We start from the raw sequence: 19,464 nt of genomic DNA, 5'->3' as shown, positions 1-19,464 counted from the left end.
TACTATTCCGGCAAAAAAAGGGTTGCACCCGGTTGCACCTCGCCAGCTGCGCAGCTAATCTTGCGCCAGCTGATGCCACGCGGTCGTGGCAAACATGAGGATAAAAATATGGCGACCACTACCCTTGGGGTCAAACTTGACGACCCGACCCGCGAACGCCTCAAGGCTGCCGCGACCTCGATTGATCGCACGCCGCACTGGCTGATCAAGCAGGCAATTTTCAATTACCTGGAAAAACTCGAGGGTGGTGCAACCCTGTCCGAGCTGAACGGATTGAACGGCAAGGAAGTCGACGAGGCGGGCGAGATCCACATCGATCACGCACACCAGTGCTTCCTTGAGTTTGCCGAAAGCATCCTGCCGCAATCGGTGCTGCGCGCTTCGATCACCGCCGCCTACCGTCGCCCGGAACCCGAAGTGGTGCCGATGCTGATCGAACAGGCTCGCCTGCCGGCGGCGATGGCCGAAGCCACCAACAAACTCGCCGCCTCGATTGCCGAGAAACTGCGCAATCAGAAGAGCGCCGGCGGCCGTGCCGGTATCGTTCAAGGCTTGCTGCAAGAGTTTTCCCTGTCGTCCCAGGAAGGCGTGGCGCTGATGTGCCTGGCCGAAGCGCTGCTGCGCATCCCGGACAAAGGCACCCGCGACGCGCTGATCCGCGACAAGATCAGCACCGGCAACTGGCACCCGCACCTGGGCAACAGCCCGTCGCTGTTCGTCAACGCCGCCACCTGGGGTTTGCTGCTGACCGGCAAGCTGGTCGCCACCCACAACGAAGCGGGCCTGACTTCGTCCCTGAGCCGCATCATCGGCAAGAGCGGCGAACCGATGATCCGCAAGGGCGTCGACATGGCCATGCGCCTGATGGGCGAGCAGTTCGTCACCGGCGAAACCATCGCCGAAGCCCTGGCCAACGCCAGCAAGTTCGAAGCCAAGGGCTTCCGTTATTCCTACGACATGCTGGGTGAAGCTGCACTCACCGAACATGACGCCCAGAAGTACCTGGCCTCGTACGAACAAGCCATCCATTCGATCGGCAAAGCGTCCCACGGTCGTGGGATTTATGAAGGCCCGGGTATTTCCATCAAGCTGTCGGCCCTGCACCCGCGTTACAGCCGTGCGCAGTACGAGCGCGTGATGGACGAGCTGTATCCGCGCCTGCTGTCGCTGACGCTGCTGGCCAAGCAATACGACATCGGCCTGAACATCGATGCCGAAGAAGCCGACCGCCTCGAACTGTCCCTGGATCTGCTGGAGCGCCTGTGCTTCGAGCCGCAACTGACCGGCTGGAACGGTATCGGTTTCGTGATCCAGGCTTACCAGAAGCGTTGCCCTTACGTGATCGACTACGTGATCGACCTGGCTCGTCGCAGCCGTCATCGCCTGATGATCCGCCTGGTGAAAGGCGCGTACTGGGACAGCGAAATCAAGCGCGCCCAGGTCGAAGGCCTGGAAGGCTATCCGGTCTACACCCGCAAGGTGTACACCGACGTGTCCTACATCGCCTGTGCACGCAAATTGCTGTCGGTACCGGAAGTCATCTACCCGCAATTCGCCACGCACAACGCCCACACCCTGTCGGCCATTTACCACATCGCCGGTCAGAACTATTACCCCGGCCAGTACGAGTTCCAGTGCCTGCACGGCATGGGTGAACCGCTGTACGAACAGGTTGTAGGCAAGGTTTCCGAAGGCAAGCTGAACCGTCCGTGCCGCGTGTACGCACCGGTCGGCACCCACGAAACACTGTTGGCGTACCTGGTCCGTCGCCTGCTGGAAAACGGCGCGAACACCTCGTTCGTCAACCGCATCGCCGACCAGTCCATTTCGATTCAGGAGCTGGTGGCCGATCCAGTGGCCAGCATCGAGCAGATGGCGACGCTGGAAGGCGGCTTCGGCCTGCCGCACCCGCGTATCCCGCTGCCGCGTGATCTTTATGGTGCCGAGCGCGCCAACTCCAGCGGCATCGACATGGCCAACGAACATCGTCTGGCTTCGCTGTCCTGCGCCCTGCTGGCCACTGCTCATAACCACTGGAAAGCCGCGCCGATGCTCGGTTGTGTCTCCAGCACTGAAACCCCTGCACCGGTGCTGAACCCGTCCGATCTGCGTGACGTAGTAGGCCATGTGCAAGAAGCCACCGTCGACGACGTCGACAACGCGATCCAGTGCGCCCTGAATGCTGCGCCAATCTGGCAGGCCACCCCGCCCGCCGAACGTGCCGCGATCCTGGAACGTGCCGCCGATTTGATGGAAGGCGAGATTCAGCCGCTGATGGGCCTGCTGGCTCGTGAAGCCGGCAAGACCTTCGCCAACGCCATCGCCGAAGTGCGTGAAGCCGTGGACTTCCTGCGTTACTACGCGGTGCAGGCCCGCAACGATTTCAGCAACGACGCCCACCGCCCATTGGGCCCGGTGGTCTGCATCAGCCCGTGGAACTTCCCGCTGGCAATCTTCAGCGGCCAAGTCGCTGCGGCACTGGCCGCCGGTAACCCGGTACTGGCGAAACCTGCGGAACAAACCCCGCTGGTGGCTGCTCAAGCCGTGCGCTTGCTGCTCGAAGCCGGGATTCCGCAAGGCGTGCTGCAACTGCTGCCGGGCCGTGGCGAAACCGTTGGCGCCCGTCTGGTCGGCGACGATCGGGTCAAAGGCGTGATGTTCACCGGTTCCACCGAAGTTGCTCGCTTGCTGCAACGCAACGTCGCGGGTCGTCTGGATGTTCAAGGTCGGCCGATCCCGCTGATCGCTGAAACTGGCGGCCAGAACGCGATGATCGTCGACTCTTCGGCGCTGACTGAACAAGTGGTGATCGACGTCGTATCGTCGGCCTTCGATAGCGCCGGCCAACGTTGCTCGGCACTGCGCGTACTGTGCCTGCAGGAAGATTCCGCTGACCGCGTCATCGAAATGCTCAAGGGTGCCATGGCCGAATGCCGTCTCGGCAACCCGGAGCGCTTGTCCGTGGACATCGGCCCGGTGATCGACGCCGAAGCCAAGGCAGGCATCGACAAGCACATCCAGGCCATGCGCGACAAAGGTCGCAGCGTGTACCAGGTGGCTATCGCCAATACCGACGAAGTCAAGCGCGGCACCTTCGTGATGCCAACCTTGATTGAACTGGAAAGCTTCGACGAGCTGCAACGGGAGATCTTCGGCCCGGTACTGCACGTGGTTCGCTACAAGCGCAAAGACATCGACCAGCTGATTGCTCAGATCAATGCTTCCGGCTATGGCCTGACGCTGGGCGTGCACACCCGTATCGACGAGACCATCGCCAAGGTGATCGACAACGTCAACGCCGGTAACGTCTATGTGAACCGCAACATTGTGGGTGCCGTGGTGGGCGTGCAACCGTTTGGCGGCGAAGGTTTGTCGGGGACTGGCCCGAAAGCCGGTGGTCCGCTGTACCTGTACCGTCTGCTGTCGACGCGTCCTACCGATGCAATCGAACAATCCTTCGCTCGTGGCGACGCCATCACTGCGCCGGATGTTCGTCTGCGCGATGCCATGAGCAAACCGCTGTCGGCCCTGAAGGCTTGGGCCGACAGCAACAAGTTCGCCGACCTGAGCACCCTGTGCGCGCAGTTCGCGGCGCAATCGCAAAGCGGGATCACCCGTGTTCTGGCGGGCCCGACTGGCGAACGCAACAGCTACGCGATCCTGCCGCGCGAGCACGTGCTGTGCCTGGCGGAAGTCGAAGGCGATCTGCTGACCCAACTGGCAGCGGTGTTGGCGGTGGGCGGTTCGGCGGTATGGCCGGAAGCTGACCTGACCAAGGCCTTGTTCGCACGCCTGCCTAAGGAAATTCAGGCACGCATCAAGCTGGTGGCTGACTGGAACAAGGACGAAGTGGTGTTTGATGCGGTTCTGCATCATGGCCATTCCGATCAGTTGCGTGCGGTGTGCCAGCAAGTGGCCAAGCGTGCTGGCGCGATCGTTGGGGTTCATGGTTTGTCGCAAGGCGAAACCGGCATTGCGCTGGAGCGCCTGGTGATCGAGCGGGCGTTGAGTGTTAACACCGCTGCGGCGGGTGGTAACGCCAGCTTGATGACGATCGGCTAAACCGCTTCAAAGCCAGGCGCCCGCAATGGATGCCTGGAATGCAAAACCCCTTGTGGGAGCGGGCTTGCTCGCGAAGGCGGAGTGTCAGTCGACATCAACATTGACTGTTAAACCGCATTCGCGAGCAAGCCCGCTCCCACATTTGATCAGCGGCGCCTGCACCCCACCATCACCCACATCAATCATCCTGTTCACCCCGCCCTCCCCACGCCTAGACTCGGTCCAACCCAAAAAAAGGTAGGCCGCCATGTCCGAGACGCTGCTCAGTTCCCGCAATCTGGCTTTCGAGCTGTATGAAGTCCTCGATGCCGAGGCCCTGACCCAGCGTGTGCGTTTCGCCGAGCACAATCGCGAGACGTTCGATGCCGCCATCGGCACTGCCCGCCACATCGCCGAAAAGTTTTTTGCCCCGCACAACCGCAAGGGTGACGAGAACGAGCCGCGCTACGAAGACGGTCAGGCGATTCTGATTCCGGAAGTCAAACCGGCGGTGGATGCGTTTCTTGAAGCCGGCTTCCTCAACGCTGCGCGCAGTTTCGACGCAGGCGGCATGCAGCTCCCTACCCTGCTGTCCCAAGCCTGTTTCGCCCACTTCCAATCGGCCAACGCGGCATCGACCTCCTACCCGTTTTTGACCATGGGCGCGGCCAACCTGATTGAAAGTTTCGGCACCGATGAACAAAAGCAGCGTTTCCTGCAGCCGATGATCGACGGACGCTTCTTCGGCACCATGGCCCTGACCGAACCGCATGCCGGTTCGTCGTTGTCGGATATTCGTACCCGTGCCGAGCCGGCGTCCGACGGCACCTATCGACTCAAGGGCAACAAGATTTTCATCTCCGGGGGCGATCACCCGCTGTCGGAAAACATCGTGCACATGGTCCTGGCCAAGTTGCCGGATGCACCGGCCGGCGTGAAGGGAATCTCGCTATTTATCGTGCCCAAGTTTCTGGTCAACGATGACGGCAGCCTGGGCAAGCGCAACGACGTACTGCTGGCGGGGCTGTTCCACAAGATGGGCTGGCGCGGCACCACCTCCACCGCGTTGAACTTCGGTGACAACGGCGAGTGTGTCGGCTACCTGGTGGGCAAGCCGCACCACGGGTTGAGCTACATGTTCCAGATGATGAACGAGGCGCGGATCGGCGTCGGCATGGGCGCGGTAATGCTCGGTTACGCCGGTTATCTGTACTCGCTGGAATACGCCCGCGAACGTCCACAAGGTCGCGTGCCGGACAGTAAGGACCCGAGCACTGCGCCGGTGGCGATCATTCAGCATGCCGACGTTAAACGCATGTTGCTGACGCAGAAGGCTTACGTCGAGGGTTCGTTCGACCTCGGGCTATACGCCGCACGGCTGTTCGATGACACCACCACGCTTGAGACCGAAGCCGAGCGCAAACAAGCCCATGAGCTGCTGGATTTGCTGACGCCGATTGTCAAATCCTGGCCATCGGAGTTTTGCTTGAAGGCCAACGAACTGGCGATCCAGATTCTTGGCGGTCATGGTTATACCCGTGAATATCCGGTGGAGCAGTATTACCGCGACAACCGCCTGAATCCGATCCATGAGGGCACACACGGCATTCAGTCGCTGGATTTGCTGGGGCGAAAACTGGCGCAGAACGGTGGCGCGGGGCTCAAGCAATTGATCCGCCTGATCGCCGACACAGCCGAACGGGCGCAGGCACATGAGTCGCTGACCAGGTTGCGCGAGCCCTTGGAGAAACTGGTGGCGCGCCTGCAAACGGTGACCATCGGCCTGCTGACGGATCTGGGGCAAGGCAAGGTCAACAGCAGCCTGGCGAACTCGGCGCTGTACTTGAAAGTGTTCGGGCATACGGTGATTGGCTGGCGCTGGCTGGAACAGGCGATTCGGGCCGAGGAAGGGTTGGTCAAGGGTAATGCGGCGGATGTGAACTTCTATAAAGGCAAGCTGCAGGCGGCGCGGTATTTCCTGACATGGGAAGTGCCGGGTTGCCATCATGAACTGGCGATTCTTGAGGCTCGGGATGATGTGTGCCTGACGATGCAGGATGAGTGGTTTTAACTAGAGCCCCTTGTAATGGCTGAAATCGAATCACGGGCAAGCCCGCTCCCACAGGAATCGCTGTTGTTCACAATCCATATGTGGCTCAACACACAAACCCTGTGGGCTTGCCCACGATGGCGTCCGAATGGACGACATATCAGCTCAACCGAAACCCACCCATCTGCCGCGCCAGATCATCCGCCAGCCGTTGCAACGTCTGACAATCTTCACGACAAGCCCTGACTTCCCCTGCTGTCACCCGGGCCAGATCCGAAATTCCCTGCACGTTCCGGTTGATCTTTTCTTGTCACCGCCGATTGCTCTTCCGTCGTCGTCACCAAGCCGATCAGGCGTTATTGGACGTGCTGGAGACCACCGACAAAAGAACGCACCCAATGCCTGCCGCGGAAGCTTAATCGTTCCACCTGTTACTTCTGACAGTTCACACCACGCTTAACAGAGCCCACAATCAAAGCATAACTAAACCAAATATCGCGCAAACCAGCAAGACTATGATGTCCGGGCTACTGATGGATCAGTATATACAACGAGGGAAAAAACATGACAACTGAACCGACAACCACCTCAGCCACCCATCAATTCACATTGGAGCAAACGATACCTTATGCAGAGATTGGAGACATTTATCACCTCCCTCAAGGTTCTGGCTATTGTGTAACTGACAAATCTTTCAAAGCACGTGTGGGTACCGCTGCAGTGCCGGAACACATAAATGCCAAAATCACCTTGACGCATACAAACCATCCAACTATTCAGCTGGAATCACCCATCGAATCAAGACACGTAATAGGACGGGCGCAAATTAAAGCCGGCGACCTCTTTCACTTCCACAACATCCCTTTTACGAATAATCAAAGCCAATATATTTACAACGAGGACAAGGGCTACAGCGCTTGGTTAAGTCCAAGACTTTCAAAAGGACAATCCGATCTTTCCAATACCAAACCTGAACGCGATCCACATGAATTTGATCCAGTTAATTTTCTAGATAACAATGAGACGGTCACCCACGCTTACATTGGCGACTTAATCGACATACCACGTCCAGATGGTCAACGTGCAGTTGTAGTTTCAAAAAGACTCATAAACTATAACCAGGGGTGGAGATTTGAGGTATTTGCCAGATATCCCAACGAATTTTCACTTCAAATGGCAACGCAAGCCAGCGACTCCAAGGAGTTTTTCCGGTATGTAAAGAAAGGAGAACTCTTGTCAGCGGGGGACACTAGCCAATACAAAATCGCACATAAAGAGTTTGTAATAAACCCTGACACCAGCCTGTATGCCGTCGTCATTCACTACGAATTTTCCTGAGAAAAAACACCGCATTCAAATTTGCGAGAACGTAAACGTCACGCCGACCTAGAGATTATCAATCTGGATGCTGACAGACCATCGCATACACACAAGGAATCAAAACATGACAACGGAAAATGAAATCGACTCACCAAAAGCAGACCTCACACGGGATCAGGCAATCCTGTGTGCAGAGATTGGCGACGAGTTTCAGCTGCCTAAAGGTCCTCTCTATCGTGTCGCTTCAAAAATTTTCAAAACGCAGCCGGGATCTGATGGTTCGCACGAAGTAAGCACCCTTATTGTTTTGGAACGTGAAAATTCAGAAACCATTGAACTCGCATCATCAATCGAGCTTAGAGGTGCATTAGCGCTCGCACTAATGCAAACTGGCGACACGGTTATCCCCCCTATAGGCGCATCTAAAGTCAATGGAAAATATTTTACTTTACATCCAGGCGGTTTGTTTGGAGTAAGCATGTTACTCGGTCTAGGGACAGGAGAAACTGGCGAAACTGGCGCTCACCCTACTTCAATTAAACCACCTAGTCCAAACCCCGAAAAAACGATAACGAAACATGAGGCCATCACCCACTCTCGCCTCGGAACCCACTTCGTTCTTGACTCCCCAGACATTGTATACACTACGTCTTCCAGGATATTGAGAAGATACGACCACACCAACCCTCCCATATGGTCATTCGAGATAACTTGCAATGCCCAAGGCCATGATCCTTATGAAGCAGGGACACCCATTCTCCAATACAATGATATTATTCCGTATGCAAAAAAAGGAGATACGTTGTTTTTAGGATTGAATCCCACCCCGTACAGACTCACACACAAACAATTTATTTTAAACTCCCCTAACCTCTATGCAGTTCTACTTAGCTACGAAGCCGCTTGATTCGAAAAAATTCATTTTAGATAGGAAGAGGAGGCGGGCCACCTCCTCTTCGAACATGCATATCATTGAAGGCCCCGATCTCGACCAATACTGCTGAGGTCAAAAGTCTCCAATCATCCTTGACCCATGGTCCTGGCAATTGTCTCAACCGTGGCGCTGACTTGCTCTTGGTAACGGTCGAGTTCCTGCTGATGCTGTTTCTTCATTTCAATCTGCTGGGAGCACAGATTCATGGCGGCCAGTACCAACAAGCGGTCACCGATCAGTGTCGGGTATTTCTTTTTAGTGTCAGCCAGAGCGGCCTTCAACATCAGCGCGGCGTCAAGCAGGGTTTGCTCTTCCCCGGCCGGCGCCCTGATCGAATAGTCCTCCCCCAGGATCGAGACGACTTTTACCCCTGCGGCGCCGTGATTCATGCGCTGACAGGGCCGGCGCTGACGCGCTCAACCAAAGCCTGGATGCGGGCCGTGGTGGCGCCTTGCTTCTCTTCCTGTTCCATCAGGCTCAACTGCAGGCTTTCGTTGTCGTCCTTGGACTGGGCCAGTTCCGCGCTCAGGGACTGGTTGGTGGCAAGCAGGCTCTGGTTCTGTTGTACCAAGTCGCTGACCAGCTGTTCCAATTGGCTTAGGGATGCTTCCAACATTTTGATTTTTCCAGGCATTTTCAAAGGGCGCGTACGATAAAGAAAAGTCACCCCGGATGCCAGGGTTATCCAGGCTCAAAGCCTTGATTTTGCTGGCGGACGACCTTTCCTGCGAACTGTAGAGACTCTGATTGGCCAATCTGGTTCCTGCACTTCGTCGCCGAGACAGTCGTACGATAAAAAAGCCGGAACGCCTGGAGCCTCTCCTGTCGCAAAAGCTTTTTGACAGCATCACATTTCAACAGGTTAGAATCGCTGGCACGCAGACTGCATGGTCAGTTTGTGCCCGCCTTTTCAGCTTTCTGGAGTACTGCCTTTGAATGCGACCACCATCAACAGCCTGTTCTTGATCGGCGCGTTGCTGGTAGGTGCGAGTATTCTGGTGAGCTCACTTTCATCGCGCCTCGGCATCCCGATTCTGGTGATTATCCTGGCGGTGGGCATGTTGGCTGGCGTCGACGGCGCCGGCATCATCTTCGATAACTATCCAACGGCGTATCTGGTGGGCAACCTCGCGTTGGCGGTGATACTGCTCGATGGCGGTTTGCGCACACGGGTATCCAGTTTCCGCGTTGCGTTATGGCCGGCACTGTCCCTGGCCACGGTCGGGGTGTTGATCACGACGGGGCTGACCGGCATGGCGGCGGCGTGGTTGTTCGATCTCAATCTGATGCAGGGCCTGCTGATCGGCGCTATCGTGGGCTCTACCGACGCCGCGGCGGTGTTCTCGCTGCTGGGCGGCAAGGGCCTGAACGAACGGGTGAGCGCGAGCCTGGAGATCGAATCCGGCAGCAACGATCCGATGGCGGTGTTCCTCACCGTAACCCTGATCGACATGCTCGCCAGCGGCGAAACCGGCCTGCACTGGAATTTGCTGGTGCATTTGGTGCGCGAGTTCGGCATAGGTGGCGTGATCGGCCTCGGCGGCGGCTGGCTGATGTTGCAACTGGTCAACCGCATCCACCTGGCCGCCGGGCTTTATCCCATCCTGGTGGTTGCCGGTGGCCTGGTGGTGTTTGCCCTGACCAACGCCCTGCACGGCAGCGGCTTTTTGGCGGTGTACCTGTGCGGTCTGGTGATCGGCAACCGTCCGGTCCGCAGCCGACACGGCATCCTGCATATGCTCGACGGCATGGCATGGCTGGCCCAGATCGGCATGTTCCTGGTGCTGGGCTTATTGGTTACCCCCCACGACCTGCTACCGATCGCCCTGCCCGCGCTGGGCCTGGCGCTGTGGATGATTCTGTTTGCCCGCCCACTGTCGGTGCTAGTCGGCCTGCTGCCCTTCAAGGCATTCCATGGGCGTGAGAAAGCATTCATTTCCTGGGTCGGCCTGCGGGGCGCGGTCCCGATCATTCTGGCAGTGTTCCCATTGATGGCGGGGCTGCCCAACGCCCAGCTGTATTTCAATCTGGCGTTCTTTATCGTGCTGGTGTCGCTGCTGGTGCAAGGCACCAGCCTGCCTTGGGTGGCGAAGCTTTTGAAAGTCACTGTCCCGCCAGAGCCCTTGCCGATTTCCCGATCAGCCCTGGAAGTCCACGTCACCAGCGAGTGGGAACTGTTCGTTTATCGCCTCGGTGCCGAAAAATGGTGCATCGGCTCCCCCCTTCGTGAACTGAAAATGCCCGAAGGCACCCGGATCGCGGCACTGTTTCGAGGGCAGCAACTGCTCCATCCGTCGGGTAGTACAGTGCTTGAAGTCGATGATTTGCTCTGTGTAATCGGCCATGAGCACAACCTTGCGGCCCTCGGAAAACTCTTCAGTCAGGCGCCGCAACGGGGCCTCGATCTGCGCTTTTTCGGCGACTTCGTACTTGAAGGAGACGCCCAGCTGGCCGCGGTTGCGGCCCTGTATGGGTTGAAAGTCGAAGGCATCGATCCGGACATGACCCTGGCCCATTTCATTGCCCATAAGGTGGGGGGGGCGCCAGTCGTCGGTGACCAGGTGGAGTGGAACAACACCATCTGGACCGTCGCGGTCATGGAAGGGAACAAGATCGGCAAAGTGGGCGTCAGATTCCCCGAAGGAAGTCGCCCGGGCCCCGGGCTCTTCCTCTAAACTCCATTCTTCGCCTCGTTTTCGATCGGTCTCTATGCCAACCCTGCGCTCCTTTTTCGTCATGGCCCTGCTGGGCTTGAGTCTTTCTATCGGTACGTTGCAAGCGGCCGAGCCGCCGTCCAGCGAAGCCGTGCAGACAAACCTGGACAAGATCGCCGAGCGCAAACTGCCGGAGGCCGACCAAAAGGCCCTGCAGAGCATTCTGCAAGGCACGCTGACACAGCTCACCAACAAGCGTGATTACGAACAGAAGCTGGTCGAGCTCAAGCAACAACTGGCCACTGCGCCCAAGCAGAACATCGAGAATCAGCGGGAACTGACGCTCCTCAAGGCGACCAGCGTGGTGCCGGTGGCGCAGCGCTACGCCAAGGAGTCGATTCAGCAGCTTGAGCAATTGCTGACCGAGCGCTCGACCCAGCAAAGCGATCTGCAAAAGGCCCTGGGCGACGCCAACAGCCTGGTCAATACCGCCCAAACCCGCCCCGAGCGCGCCCAGGTGGAAATTTCTACCAGCCAGACGCGCATCCAGCAGATCAACAACATCCTCAAGGCCGGCAAAGAGAACGGCAAGACCTTGAGCGGCGAACAACGCGACCAGCTCAATGCCGAACTCGCGGCGCTCAATGCCCTGATCCCCCTGCGGCGCCAGGAACTGGCCGGCAACAGTCAGCTGCAGGACCTGGGCAACAGCCAGCATGACTTGCTCTCGGAGAAATCCGACCGTCTGGATAGGGAAATCCAGGAGCTGCAAAACCTGATCAACCAGAAACGCCTGGCCCAGTCCCAGGAGACGGTGACCCAGCAGTCCATCGAAGCGCAGAAATCCGGCGGCAGCGTGCTGCTGGCCACCGAAAGTGCGGCCAACCTGAAACTCTCGGACTACCTGCTCAAAAGCACCGACCGCCTCAACGAAGTCACCCAGCAGAACCTGCAGACCAAACAGCAGCTGGACAACGTGACCCAGAGCGATTCGGCCCTGGAGGAGCAAATCAACGTGCTCAAGGGCAGCCTGCTGCTCTCCAAGATTCTCTACAAGCAGAAACAGAGCCTGCCGCACCTCAAGGTCGACCGCGACCTGGCCGATCAGATCGCCGACATTCGCCTGTATCAGTTCGAGGTCAGCCAGCAACGGGAACTGCTGAGCAATCCGGCGACCTACGTCGATAACCTGCTGGCGGCCCAGCCGCCCGAGCAAGTCACCCCGCAACTGCGCAAGAGCCTGATGGAACTGGCCCTCACTCGCGCCGACCTGCTGGAGCGGCTGAACCGCGAACTGAGTGCGGTACTCAACGAATCCATCACCCTGCAACTCAATCAGAAGCAACTGCTGAGCACCGCCCAGAGCCTGCGGGCGACCCTCGACGAGCAGATGTTCTGGATTCCCAGCAACAAGCCGTTGGACTTTGAGTGGATGCACGGCGTGCCGGAACGCCTGCAACGCCAGGTCACCACCCTGCCGTGGGCCTCGAGCCTGAGCGAACTGACCGACGGCCTGACCCAGCGGCCGCTGCTGTTCCTGCCGCTGGCGCTGCTGATCGGCGCCCTGCTGTGGCGGCGCACGAGCTTGTACGCCAAGTTGAACAAGGTTCACCAGGACATCGGCCACTTCAAGCGCGACAGCCAGTGGCACACCCCTCAAGCGATCCTGATCAATATTCTGCTGGCCATGCCGGTCGCCCTGGGCCTGGCCTTGTGCGGCCTGGCCCTGCAGATCGACGCGCGCGGGCAGAACGCCAACATGGGCGCGGCGCTGCTGCAGATGGCCCAGGCCTGGCTGGTGTTCTACACCGCCTACCGGATCCTCGCACCTGGCGGCGTGGCCGAGTTGCATTTCCGTTGGGAAAAACCCCAGGTCGCATTCCTCCAAGGCTGGATTCGCCGACTCGGGCTGGTGGTAATGGCCTTGGTCGCGGTGGTGGCCGTCGCCGAGCTGCAACCGGCCGCGCTGGCTGACGACGTGCTCGGCATGCCGGTGGTACTGACTTGCTACGCCCTGATGGCCTGGTTGCTCAGCCGCCTGCTGATCAGCAGCCCGACCCACGAAAACGCCTCGCTGTTCCGCAAGGCCGTGGCCATCCTGTTCACCGCCCTGCCGATCGCATTGTTCGTGGCGGTGTGCTTCGGCTACTACTACACCGCACTGAAACTCAGCGACCGATTGATCAATACCCTTTACCTGCTGATGTTCTGGCTGGTGATCGAAGCCACCTTCGTCCGCGGTCTCAGCGTTGCAGCCCGACGCCTGGCTTATCAGCGCGCCCTGGCCAAACGCCAGGCCGCCAAAGAGGCAGGTGACGGCGAAGCGGTGATCGAAGAGCCGGCCCTGGACATCGAGAAGGTCAACGAACAGTCCCTGCGCCTGATCCGTCTGGCGCTGCTCGGCGGGTTCATGGCGGCCCTGTACTGGGTCTGGTCCGACCTGATCTCGGTGTTCTCGTACCTGGACAACATCACCCTCTACGAATACACCAGCGGCACCGGCGCCAACATGAGCATGGTACCGATCAGCATCGGCGACATGCTCGGCGCACTGATCATCATCGGCATCACCTTTGCCCTCGCACGCAACCTGCCGGGTCTGCTGGAAGTGTTTGTGTTGTCGAAGCTCAACCTGGCCCAAGGCAGTGCCTACGCCACCACCACTTTGCTTTCCTACGTGATCGCCGGTATCGGTTTCGTCTCCACCCTGTCCACGCTCGGCGTGAGCTGGGACAAATTGCAATGGCTGGTGGCAGCGCTCTCGGTGGGCCTGGGTTTCGGCATGCAGGAGATCTTCGCCAACTTCATTTCCGGGATCATGATCCTGTTCGAACGCCCGGTGCGGATCGGCGACACGATTACCATCGGCAACCTGTCGGGCACGGTGAGCAAGATTCGGATCCGCGCCACGACCATCACCGACTTCGACCGCAAGGACATCATCGTCCCGAACAAGACGTTCATCACCGGGCAATTGATCAACTGGTCCCTGACGGACACCATCACCCGGGTGACCCTCAAGCTCGGGGTCGACTACGGCTCGGACCTGGATCTGGTGAAAGAGCTTCTTCTGAAGGCTGCACGGGAAAACCCGCGGGTACTCAAAGAGCCTGAACCCCTCGTGTACTTCCTGAACTTCGGCGAAAGCACCCTCGACCACGAGTTGCGCATGCACGTGCGCGACCTGGGTGACCGTAACCCGGTGCTCGATGAGGTCAACCGCTTTATCAACCGCGAATTCAAAAAGCAACACATCAACATTTCGTTCCGGCAGATGGAGGTCTATCTCAAGAACCTTCAAGGCCAGGAATACAAAATGGTGCCGGTCGATCCGGAAACGAAAACCATTGCGCCCAAGACCGAGGGTCAAGTGCCTCAAGCGCCGCCGGCCGCCAAGCTCGACTAACCGGCCTATCCCTAGCAGAATGCTCGGACATTCTGCTGGAGATGGCCCTTGAAAGCCCTCGACGAACTGACCTTCGATAACCGTTTCGCCCGCCTGGGCGATACGTTCTCCGTCCATGTGCTGCCCGAGCCCATCGACAATCCGCGCCTGGTGGTGGCCAGCCCCGCCGCCATGGCCCTGCTCGACCTCGACCCGGCCGAGGCCGAAACCCCGGAGTTCGCCGAGCTGTTCAGCGGCCACAAGCTCTGGGCCGACGCGGTTCCGAAGGCAATGGTCTATTCCGGTCATCAGTTCGGTTCCTACAATCCCCAGTTGGGCGACGGGCGCGGCTTATTGCTGGGCGAGGTGTACAACGAGGCCGGCGAGCATTGGGACCTGCACCTCAAGGGTGCTGGCCAGACACCCTTTTCGCGCATGGGCGACGGACGCGCGGTGCTGCGTTCATCGATCCGCGAATTTCTCGCCTCCGAAGCGCTGCATGCCCTGAACATTGCGACCACCCGCGCGCTGTGCGTGATCGGCTCCGACACCCCGGTCTGGCGCGAGAAGCAGGAACGTGCGGCCATGGTCCTGCGCCTGGCACCGAGCCATGTGCGTTTCGGGCATTTCGAGTATTTCTATTACACCAAGCGCCCAGAGAAGCAGAAAGAGCTCGGCGACTACGTGCTGGCCATGCACTTCCCCGAGTGCCTGGAACAACCCGAACCGTACCTGGCGATGTTCCGCGAGATCGTCGAGCGCAACGCGGAACTGATCGCCAAGTGGCAAGCCTATGGCTTCTGCCACGGGGTGATGAACACCGACAACATGTCGATCCTGGGCATCACCTTCGACTATGGCCCGTTCGCTTTCCTCGACGACTTCGACGCCCACTTCATCTGCAACCACTCCGATGACCAGGGACGTTATTCCTTCAGCAACCAGGTGCCGATCGGCCAGTGGAACCTCAGCGCCCTGGCCCAGGCCCTGACGCCATTCATCAGCGTCGAGGCCCTGCGCGAAACCCTCGGCCTGTACCTGCCGCTGTACCAGGCCCACTACCTGGACCTGATGCGCCGTCGCCTGGGCTTCACCACTGCCGAGGAAGATGACCAGAAATTGCTGGAGCAGCTGCTGCAACTGATGCAGAACAGCGGCGTCGATTACAGCCTGTTCTTCCGCCGCCTGGGGGATGAATCACCGGAGCAGGCGCTTGCCCGTTTGCGCGACGACTTCGTCGACATCAAGGGCTTCGATGCCTGGGGTGAGCTGTACATCGCCCGGGTGACGCGTGAAGGCGAGGCTGACCAGGAACAACGCCGCAAACGGATGCACGCCGTCAATCCGCTCTACATCCTGCGTAACTACCTGGCACAGAAAGCCATTGATGCGGCGGAGAGCGGTGACTATTCAGAGGTTCGTCGCCTGCATGCGGTGCTGAGCAATCCGTTCGAGGAACAACCTGGAATGGAGCGCTACGCCGAGCGACCACCGGAGTGGGGCAAGCATCTGGAGATCAGTTGCTCGTCCTGAGGATGACAAGGTACCGGCAGACACCATCTGTCTTGATAAACGAGATCTTTGCCTCCAGATCCAGCGCATTGCCTGCCAATTTTGAAGAGCCGACCATGTCTGAACCAGTCCTCATCCCCTGCCCCCACTGCAACGGCCTCAACCGTATCCCCGCAGAACGCCTCAACGACCGTCCAAAATGCGGCCGTTGCAAGGCCGAGGTCCTGTTGGCCAAACCGTTCGAGTTGAAACAAGGCGATTACGCCAGTCAGATCAAGGGTGACCTGCCGCTGCTGGTGGATGTGTGGGCGGACTGGTGCGGGCCGTGCAAGTCGTTTGCGCCGGTGTTCGAGCAGGCCGCCAGTCAGTTGGCAGGCAAGTGTCGGTTGGCGAAACTGGATAGCGAGGCGAATCAGCAGTTGTCGGCGCAGTTGGGGATTCGCTCGATTCCAAGTCTGATTCTATTCAAGAACGGCCGGGAGGTGGCGCGCCAGAGCGGGGCCTTTCCGTTACCCCAGTTGATGAGCTGGCTGCGTAGTCAGGGGATCTGACCACACTGTCATAGCCACCGAGAATCAATTGTGGGAGCGGGCTTGCTCGCGAATACGGTTTATCAGTCGACATCTATGGTGACTGACACACCGTATTCGTCGGAACGCCGCCCGGAGCAAGCCCGCTCCCACATGGGTCATCAGGTGTTTTCGAGAAGGTTGTGCAAATCGACGAACTGCTGGGTCAGCTTGTGCCGCGGATCGAGATGGATCAGCGGCGTGTTGGCCTGATGCGACTCACGCATCCGCACCGAGCTACCCAGATACACCGGCAGCACCGGCAACCCCTCGGCGATCAGTTCGTCGAGTATTTGCTGGGGCAGGCTGGCACGGGCCTGGAACTGGTTGACGACGATGCCTTCGACCTCCAGGCCTTCGTTGTGGTCATCCTTCAACTCTTCGATCTCCGCCAGCAGACCATACAGCGCCTGACGCGAGAAACTGTCGCAATCGAAGGGGATCAGCACGCGGTCAGCGGCGATCAATGCCGAAACCGCATAAAAATTCAACGCTGGCGGCGTATCCAGATAGATGCGGTCATATTCGCCGTCCAGCTCATCGAGCAATTTACGCAACTTGTTGATCTTGTGTTTGGCCTCAAGCTTGGGCTGCAAGTCAGCCAGCTCGGCCGTGGCGGTGATGACGTGGAGGTTGTCGAACGGGGTCTCGTAGATATCGACCTGGCTTTTTTTCGAGAACGGCCCCGAAGACAGCGTCTGCTTGAAGAAATCGGCAATGCCCATCGGGATGTCATTGCCGGTGAGCCCTGTCAGGTACTGGGTGGAGTTGGCCTGGGCATCGAGATCCACCAATAAGGTGCGATAACCCTCGCTGGCGCTGACCGCTGCCAGATTGCAGGCAATGCTCGATTTGCCTACGCCACCTTTCTGATTGAACACCACGCGCCGCATGTAAAGACCTCCGTGTATCAAAGAATGACCGAGTGTAGTAGTCCGCGGCGCTGCTTAGCTACCTCGCCAGCAAAGGGACTACACAGTCAGGGGCGATCTCTTGATGAAAAAGCCGAAAAGTCATCCGCTGATCGCAAAATGAGCCGACAGACATGGCAGGTGCAATATGGATAATGGGCATTCGAAGGCTCGAAGCGTAGTCACCGCTGCTGTTGAGCAAAATGTAACCAGCATTTGCTACGGGCTCGCCGCGCCGCGATAATGCGCGCCACTCGGCGCAAAGCGCCACGTAGCGTCTGTCGCTGTATTTGCGACTCACCGCGTCAAGGAAAGCCCGCAGGGGCGGGATGAATGTCTGTGATCAACTTCAACATCGCCCAATGGCGCGCGTGGGCCCCTGGGCTCGATAGCGTGGACGATTGGCAAGCCTGGTGCCGACAACCGGTCGTGCTCCAGGGCAGCGATGCCGCTCCCGACGTCTCTTTTTTACCGGCCATGCAGCGCCGGCGACTCAGCCGCCTGGCGCGAATGGCATTCAGTGTGGGCTGGCCATTGGCCGAGGGGCGTCAGGACTTACCGCTGGTCTTTATTTCCCGCCATGGCGAAACCCCGCGCACCTTTGAAATCCTCAGCGAACTGGCCGCCGGGCAACCGCTGTCCCCTACCCAATTCAGCCTGTCGGTGCACAACGCGGTCATCGGCCTGTGGTCGATCATGCGTGGCGAAACCAGTGAGATGACGGCCCTCGCGGCAGCCGGCGACGGCCTTGAACACGGCATGCTAGAGGCCGCGGCATTGCTCGCCGAAGGCGCGACGGCAGTTCTGCTGGTGGTCACCGAAGAGCAGCCACCCGAAGCCTATTCCACCTGGATCGACGATGTGCCGTTCCCTTATGCGGTCGGCCTGCTGATCACCCCGGGCAATGACTGGCAGCTGTCCCTGAACAGCAACCCGGATGAGTTGTCCAAAGCTCGCTGGCCCCATGCCCTGGATCTCTTGCGTACCCTGCTTGGCCAGCAGACTACCTGCCAACATGCCTGGAAAAATCGTGTATGGACCTGGCAACGCAACCTGTAACAGATAAAAACCGCGACGCCTATTACTGGCGTCTGCTGGCTACCGCCGCAAGCTTCACCCTGTTCGGGTTGGGCGGGGTGTGCCTGCGCCTGGTGATTTTCCCGCTGCTGAGCTGCCTGCCGGGCGATGCCCAGACGCATCGGTTGCGGGCGCGGCAAACCGTCAGTCGCTGTTTCTGGTTTTTCGTCCGGTTCATGGCCCGCGCCGGCGTGCTGACCTACGACATCCAGGGGGCTGAAAAGCTCGGTCGACCGGGGCAGATGATCATCGCCAATCACCCGTCGCTGATCGATGTCGTGTTCCTGATCGGCCTGGTGCGCCATGCCAACTGCGTGGTCAAGCAAAGCCTCTGGGAGAACCCCTTTACCCGCGATCCGCTGCGTCGCACTGAATACATCAGCAACGATGGCAGTATGGACATGCTCGATGCCGCTGCCGATGCGCTGAAAAGTGGCCAGACCCTGATCATCTTTCCCGAAGGCACGCGCACCCGGCCAGGCCACGCGCCTGCCTTTCATCGGGGTGCCGCGGCGATCGCACTGCGCGGTGCGAAAATCCTCACCCCGGTGATCATCAAGGTCAGCCCCACCACATTGACCAAGGCCGAGCCCTGGTATCGGATCCCCAAACGTCGCGTGCACTTCAGTTTCCGTGTCGGGGCCGATATAGACCCACAAGCCTTCGCTGCGCTGGGCCCTGCTCCTCAGGCGTCGCGCAAGCTCAACGATTATCTGCATCATTACTATATCAAGGAGCTCGCCGAAGATGAGCGAACTACACCGTGAAATCAAAGAACTGATCATCGATGCCCTCGGCCTTGAGGACATCAGCGCCGACGACATCGGCGATGACCAGACGCTATTCGGCGAAGGCCTGGGCCTGGATTCGGTCGACGCTCTGGAACTCGGCCTGGCCATCCAGAAAAAGTACGGCATCAAGATCGACGCCGACGCCAAGGACACGCGCAATCATTTCAGCAACGTGGCGAGCCTTGCGGCGTTCGTCACTGCAAAACAGGCAGCTTGAGAC

The 19,464-nt window shown here is 58.9% G+C and carries 14 protein-coding genes; 11 read left to right on the top strand and 3 right to left on the bottom strand.

The features are described 5' to 3' along the window. The first annotated feature begins 108 nt into the window (after positions 1-108). The 4 genes from putA to ELQ88_RS04670 all read left to right on the top strand — a co-directional run bounded on the left by putA (position 109) and on the right by ELQ88_RS04670 (position 8,318). Complete coding sequence (gene putA / locus ELQ88_RS04685) at positions 109-4,062, top strand: trifunctional transcriptional regulator/proline dehydrogenase/L-glutamate gamma-semialdehyde dehydrogenase (protein ID WP_138963909.1); 3,954 nt, start codon at positions 109-111, stop codon at positions 4,060-4,062. A 247-nt stretch (positions 4,063-4,309) separates the two neighbouring features. Beyond that, a complete protein-coding gene (locus ELQ88_RS04680) occupies positions 4,310-6,112 on the top strand; it encodes an acyl-CoA dehydrogenase (protein ID WP_138963907.1) in 1,803 nt (600 codons plus the stop codon). 543 nt (positions 6,113-6,655) lie between these two features. Continuing rightward, a complete protein-coding gene (locus ELQ88_RS04675) occupies positions 6,656-7,429 on the top strand; it encodes a hypothetical protein (protein WP_138963905.1) in 774 nt (257 codons plus the stop codon). Between the two features lie 106 nt (positions 7,430-7,535). Further along, positions 7,536-8,318: a hypothetical protein gene (locus ELQ88_RS04670; RefSeq protein WP_138963903.1), complete on the top strand. Its 783-nt coding sequence runs from the start codon at positions 7,536-7,538 to the stop codon at positions 8,316-8,318. Between the two features lie 113 nt (positions 8,319-8,431). Here the strand turns inward: ELQ88_RS04670 and ELQ88_RS04665 are convergent, their stop codons facing one another. Both ELQ88_RS04665 and ELQ88_RS04660 read right to left on the bottom strand, forming a co-directional pair. After that, a complete protein-coding gene (locus tag ELQ88_RS04665; protein WP_138963901.1) occupies positions 8,432-8,734 on the bottom strand; it encodes a cell division protein ZapA in 303 nt (100 codons plus the stop codon). Then, positions 8,731-8,961, bottom strand: coding sequence for a hypothetical protein (locus tag ELQ88_RS04660; RefSeq protein ID WP_128872898.1), 231 nt, complete (start codon positions 8,959-8,961; stop codon positions 8,731-8,733). The genes ELQ88_RS04665 and ELQ88_RS04660 overlap by 4 nt, the downstream gene beginning before the upstream one ends. Before the next feature lie 316 nt (positions 8,962-9,277). Here ELQ88_RS04660 and ELQ88_RS04655 point away from each other — a divergent pair, with 316 nt between their 5' ends. The 4 genes from ELQ88_RS04655 (at position 9,278) to trxC (ending at position 16,447) form a co-directional block, all read left to right on the top strand. Continuing rightward, the gene (locus ELQ88_RS04655; RefSeq protein ID WP_138963899.1) at positions 9,278-11,020 is read left to right on the top strand and encodes a potassium/proton antiporter; all 1,743 of its coding nucleotides are present in this window, start codon (positions 9,278-9,280) and stop codon (positions 11,018-11,020) included. Positions 11,021-11,054: 34 nt separating this feature from the next. Further along, the gene (gene mscK, locus ELQ88_RS04650) at positions 11,055-14,405 is read left to right on the top strand and encodes a mechanosensitive channel MscK (RefSeq protein ID WP_138963897.1); all 3,351 of its coding nucleotides are present in this window, start codon (positions 11,055-11,057) and stop codon (positions 14,403-14,405) included. Positions 14,406-14,453: 48 nt separating this feature from the next. Further along, positions 14,454-15,917 (top strand): protein adenylyltransferase SelO, encoded by a 1,464-nt coding sequence (locus ELQ88_RS04645; protein ID WP_138963895.1) that lies wholly within the window; start codon positions 14,454-14,456, stop codon positions 15,915-15,917. A 95-nt stretch (positions 15,918-16,012) separates the two neighbouring features. After that, positions 16,013-16,447 (top strand): thioredoxin TrxC, encoded by a 435-nt coding sequence (gene trxC, locus ELQ88_RS04640; protein ID WP_128872902.1) that lies wholly within the window; start codon positions 16,013-16,015, stop codon positions 16,445-16,447. Positions 16,448-16,587: 140 nt separating this feature from the next. On the opposite strand, the gene ELQ88_RS04635 is transcribed toward trxC, so the two are convergent. Further along, positions 16,588-17,358 carry a ParA family protein gene (locus tag ELQ88_RS04635; RefSeq protein WP_128872903.1) on the bottom strand — a complete coding sequence of 257 codons (771 nt, stop codon included), beginning with the start codon at positions 17,356-17,358 and terminating at the stop codon, positions 16,588-16,590. A 351-nt stretch (positions 17,359-17,709) separates the two neighbouring features. Between ELQ88_RS04635 and ELQ88_RS04630 the strand changes: the two genes are divergently transcribed. Genes ELQ88_RS04630 through ELQ88_RS04620 form a run of 3 tightly spaced genes read left to right on the top strand, consistent with a single transcriptional unit; the run spans position 17,710 to position 19,461 of the window. Then, entirely contained in the window at positions 17,710-18,435 is a 726-nt protein-coding gene (locus tag ELQ88_RS04630; protein WP_128872904.1) for a beta-ketoacyl synthase chain length factor, read from the top strand. Continuing rightward, positions 18,411-19,220 (top strand): lysophospholipid acyltransferase family protein, encoded by an 810-nt coding sequence (locus ELQ88_RS04625; protein WP_138963893.1) that lies wholly within the window; start codon positions 18,411-18,413, stop codon positions 19,218-19,220. Before ELQ88_RS04630 ends, ELQ88_RS04625 begins: the two co-directional genes overlap by 25 nt. Further along, positions 19,201-19,461 (top strand): phosphopantetheine-binding protein, encoded by a 261-nt coding sequence (locus tag ELQ88_RS04620; RefSeq protein ID WP_128872906.1) that lies wholly within the window; start codon positions 19,201-19,203, stop codon positions 19,459-19,461. Before ELQ88_RS04625 ends, ELQ88_RS04620 begins: the two co-directional genes overlap by 20 nt. The last annotated feature ends 3 nt before the right edge of the window (positions 19,462-19,464 follow it).

The organism is Pseudomonas sp. MPC6 (assembly GCF_006094435.1).
In the GTDB taxonomy this organism is placed as follows: Bacteria; Pseudomonadota; Gammaproteobacteria; order Pseudomonadales; family Pseudomonadaceae; genus Aquipseudomonas.
The sequence above is the reverse complement of the archived record's forward strand: the minus strand, read 5'-3'. Positions and strand labels throughout refer to the sequence as shown.

Excerpts from the sequence above, each read along its gene's own strand:
- ELQ88_RS04675 (WP_138963905.1), top strand. The coding sequence starts at position 6,656 with ATGACAACTGAACCGACAACCACCTCAGCCACCCATCAATTCACATTG.
- ELQ88_RS04630 (WP_128872904.1), top strand. The coding sequence starts at position 17,710 with ATGTCTGTGATCAACTTCAACATCGCCCAATGGCGCGCGTGGGCCCCT.
- ELQ88_RS04665 (WP_138963901.1), bottom strand. The coding sequence starts at position 8,734 with ATGAATCACGGCGCCGCAGGGGTAAAAGTCGTCTCGATCCTGGGGGAG.
- ELQ88_RS04625 (WP_138963893.1), top strand. The coding sequence starts at position 18,411 with ATGGACCTGGCAACGCAACCTGTAACAGATAAAAACCGCGACGCCTAT.
- ELQ88_RS04670 (WP_138963903.1), top strand. The coding sequence starts at position 7,536 with ATGACAACGGAAAATGAAATCGACTCACCAAAAGCAGACCTCACACGG.
- trxC (WP_128872902.1), top strand. The coding sequence starts at position 16,013 with ATGTCTGAACCAGTCCTCATCCCCTGCCCCCACTGCAACGGCCTCAAC.
- ELQ88_RS04635 (WP_128872903.1), bottom strand. The coding sequence starts at position 17,358 with ATGCGGCGCGTGGTGTTCAATCAGAAAGGTGGCGTAGGCAAATCGAGC.
- ELQ88_RS04660 (WP_128872898.1), bottom strand. The coding sequence starts at position 8,961 with ATGTTGGAAGCATCCCTAAGCCAATTGGAACAGCTGGTCAGCGACTTG.
- putA (WP_138963909.1), top strand. The coding sequence starts at position 109 with ATGGCGACCACTACCCTTGGGGTCAAACTTGACGACCCGACCCGCGAA.
- mscK (WP_138963897.1), top strand. The coding sequence starts at position 11,055 with ATGCCAACCCTGCGCTCCTTTTTCGTCATGGCCCTGCTGGGCTTGAGT.
- ELQ88_RS04620 (WP_128872906.1), top strand. The coding sequence starts at position 19,201 with ATGAGCGAACTACACCGTGAAATCAAAGAACTGATCATCGATGCCCTC.
- ELQ88_RS04680 (WP_138963907.1), top strand. The coding sequence starts at position 4,310 with ATGTCCGAGACGCTGCTCAGTTCCCGCAATCTGGCTTTCGAGCTGTAT.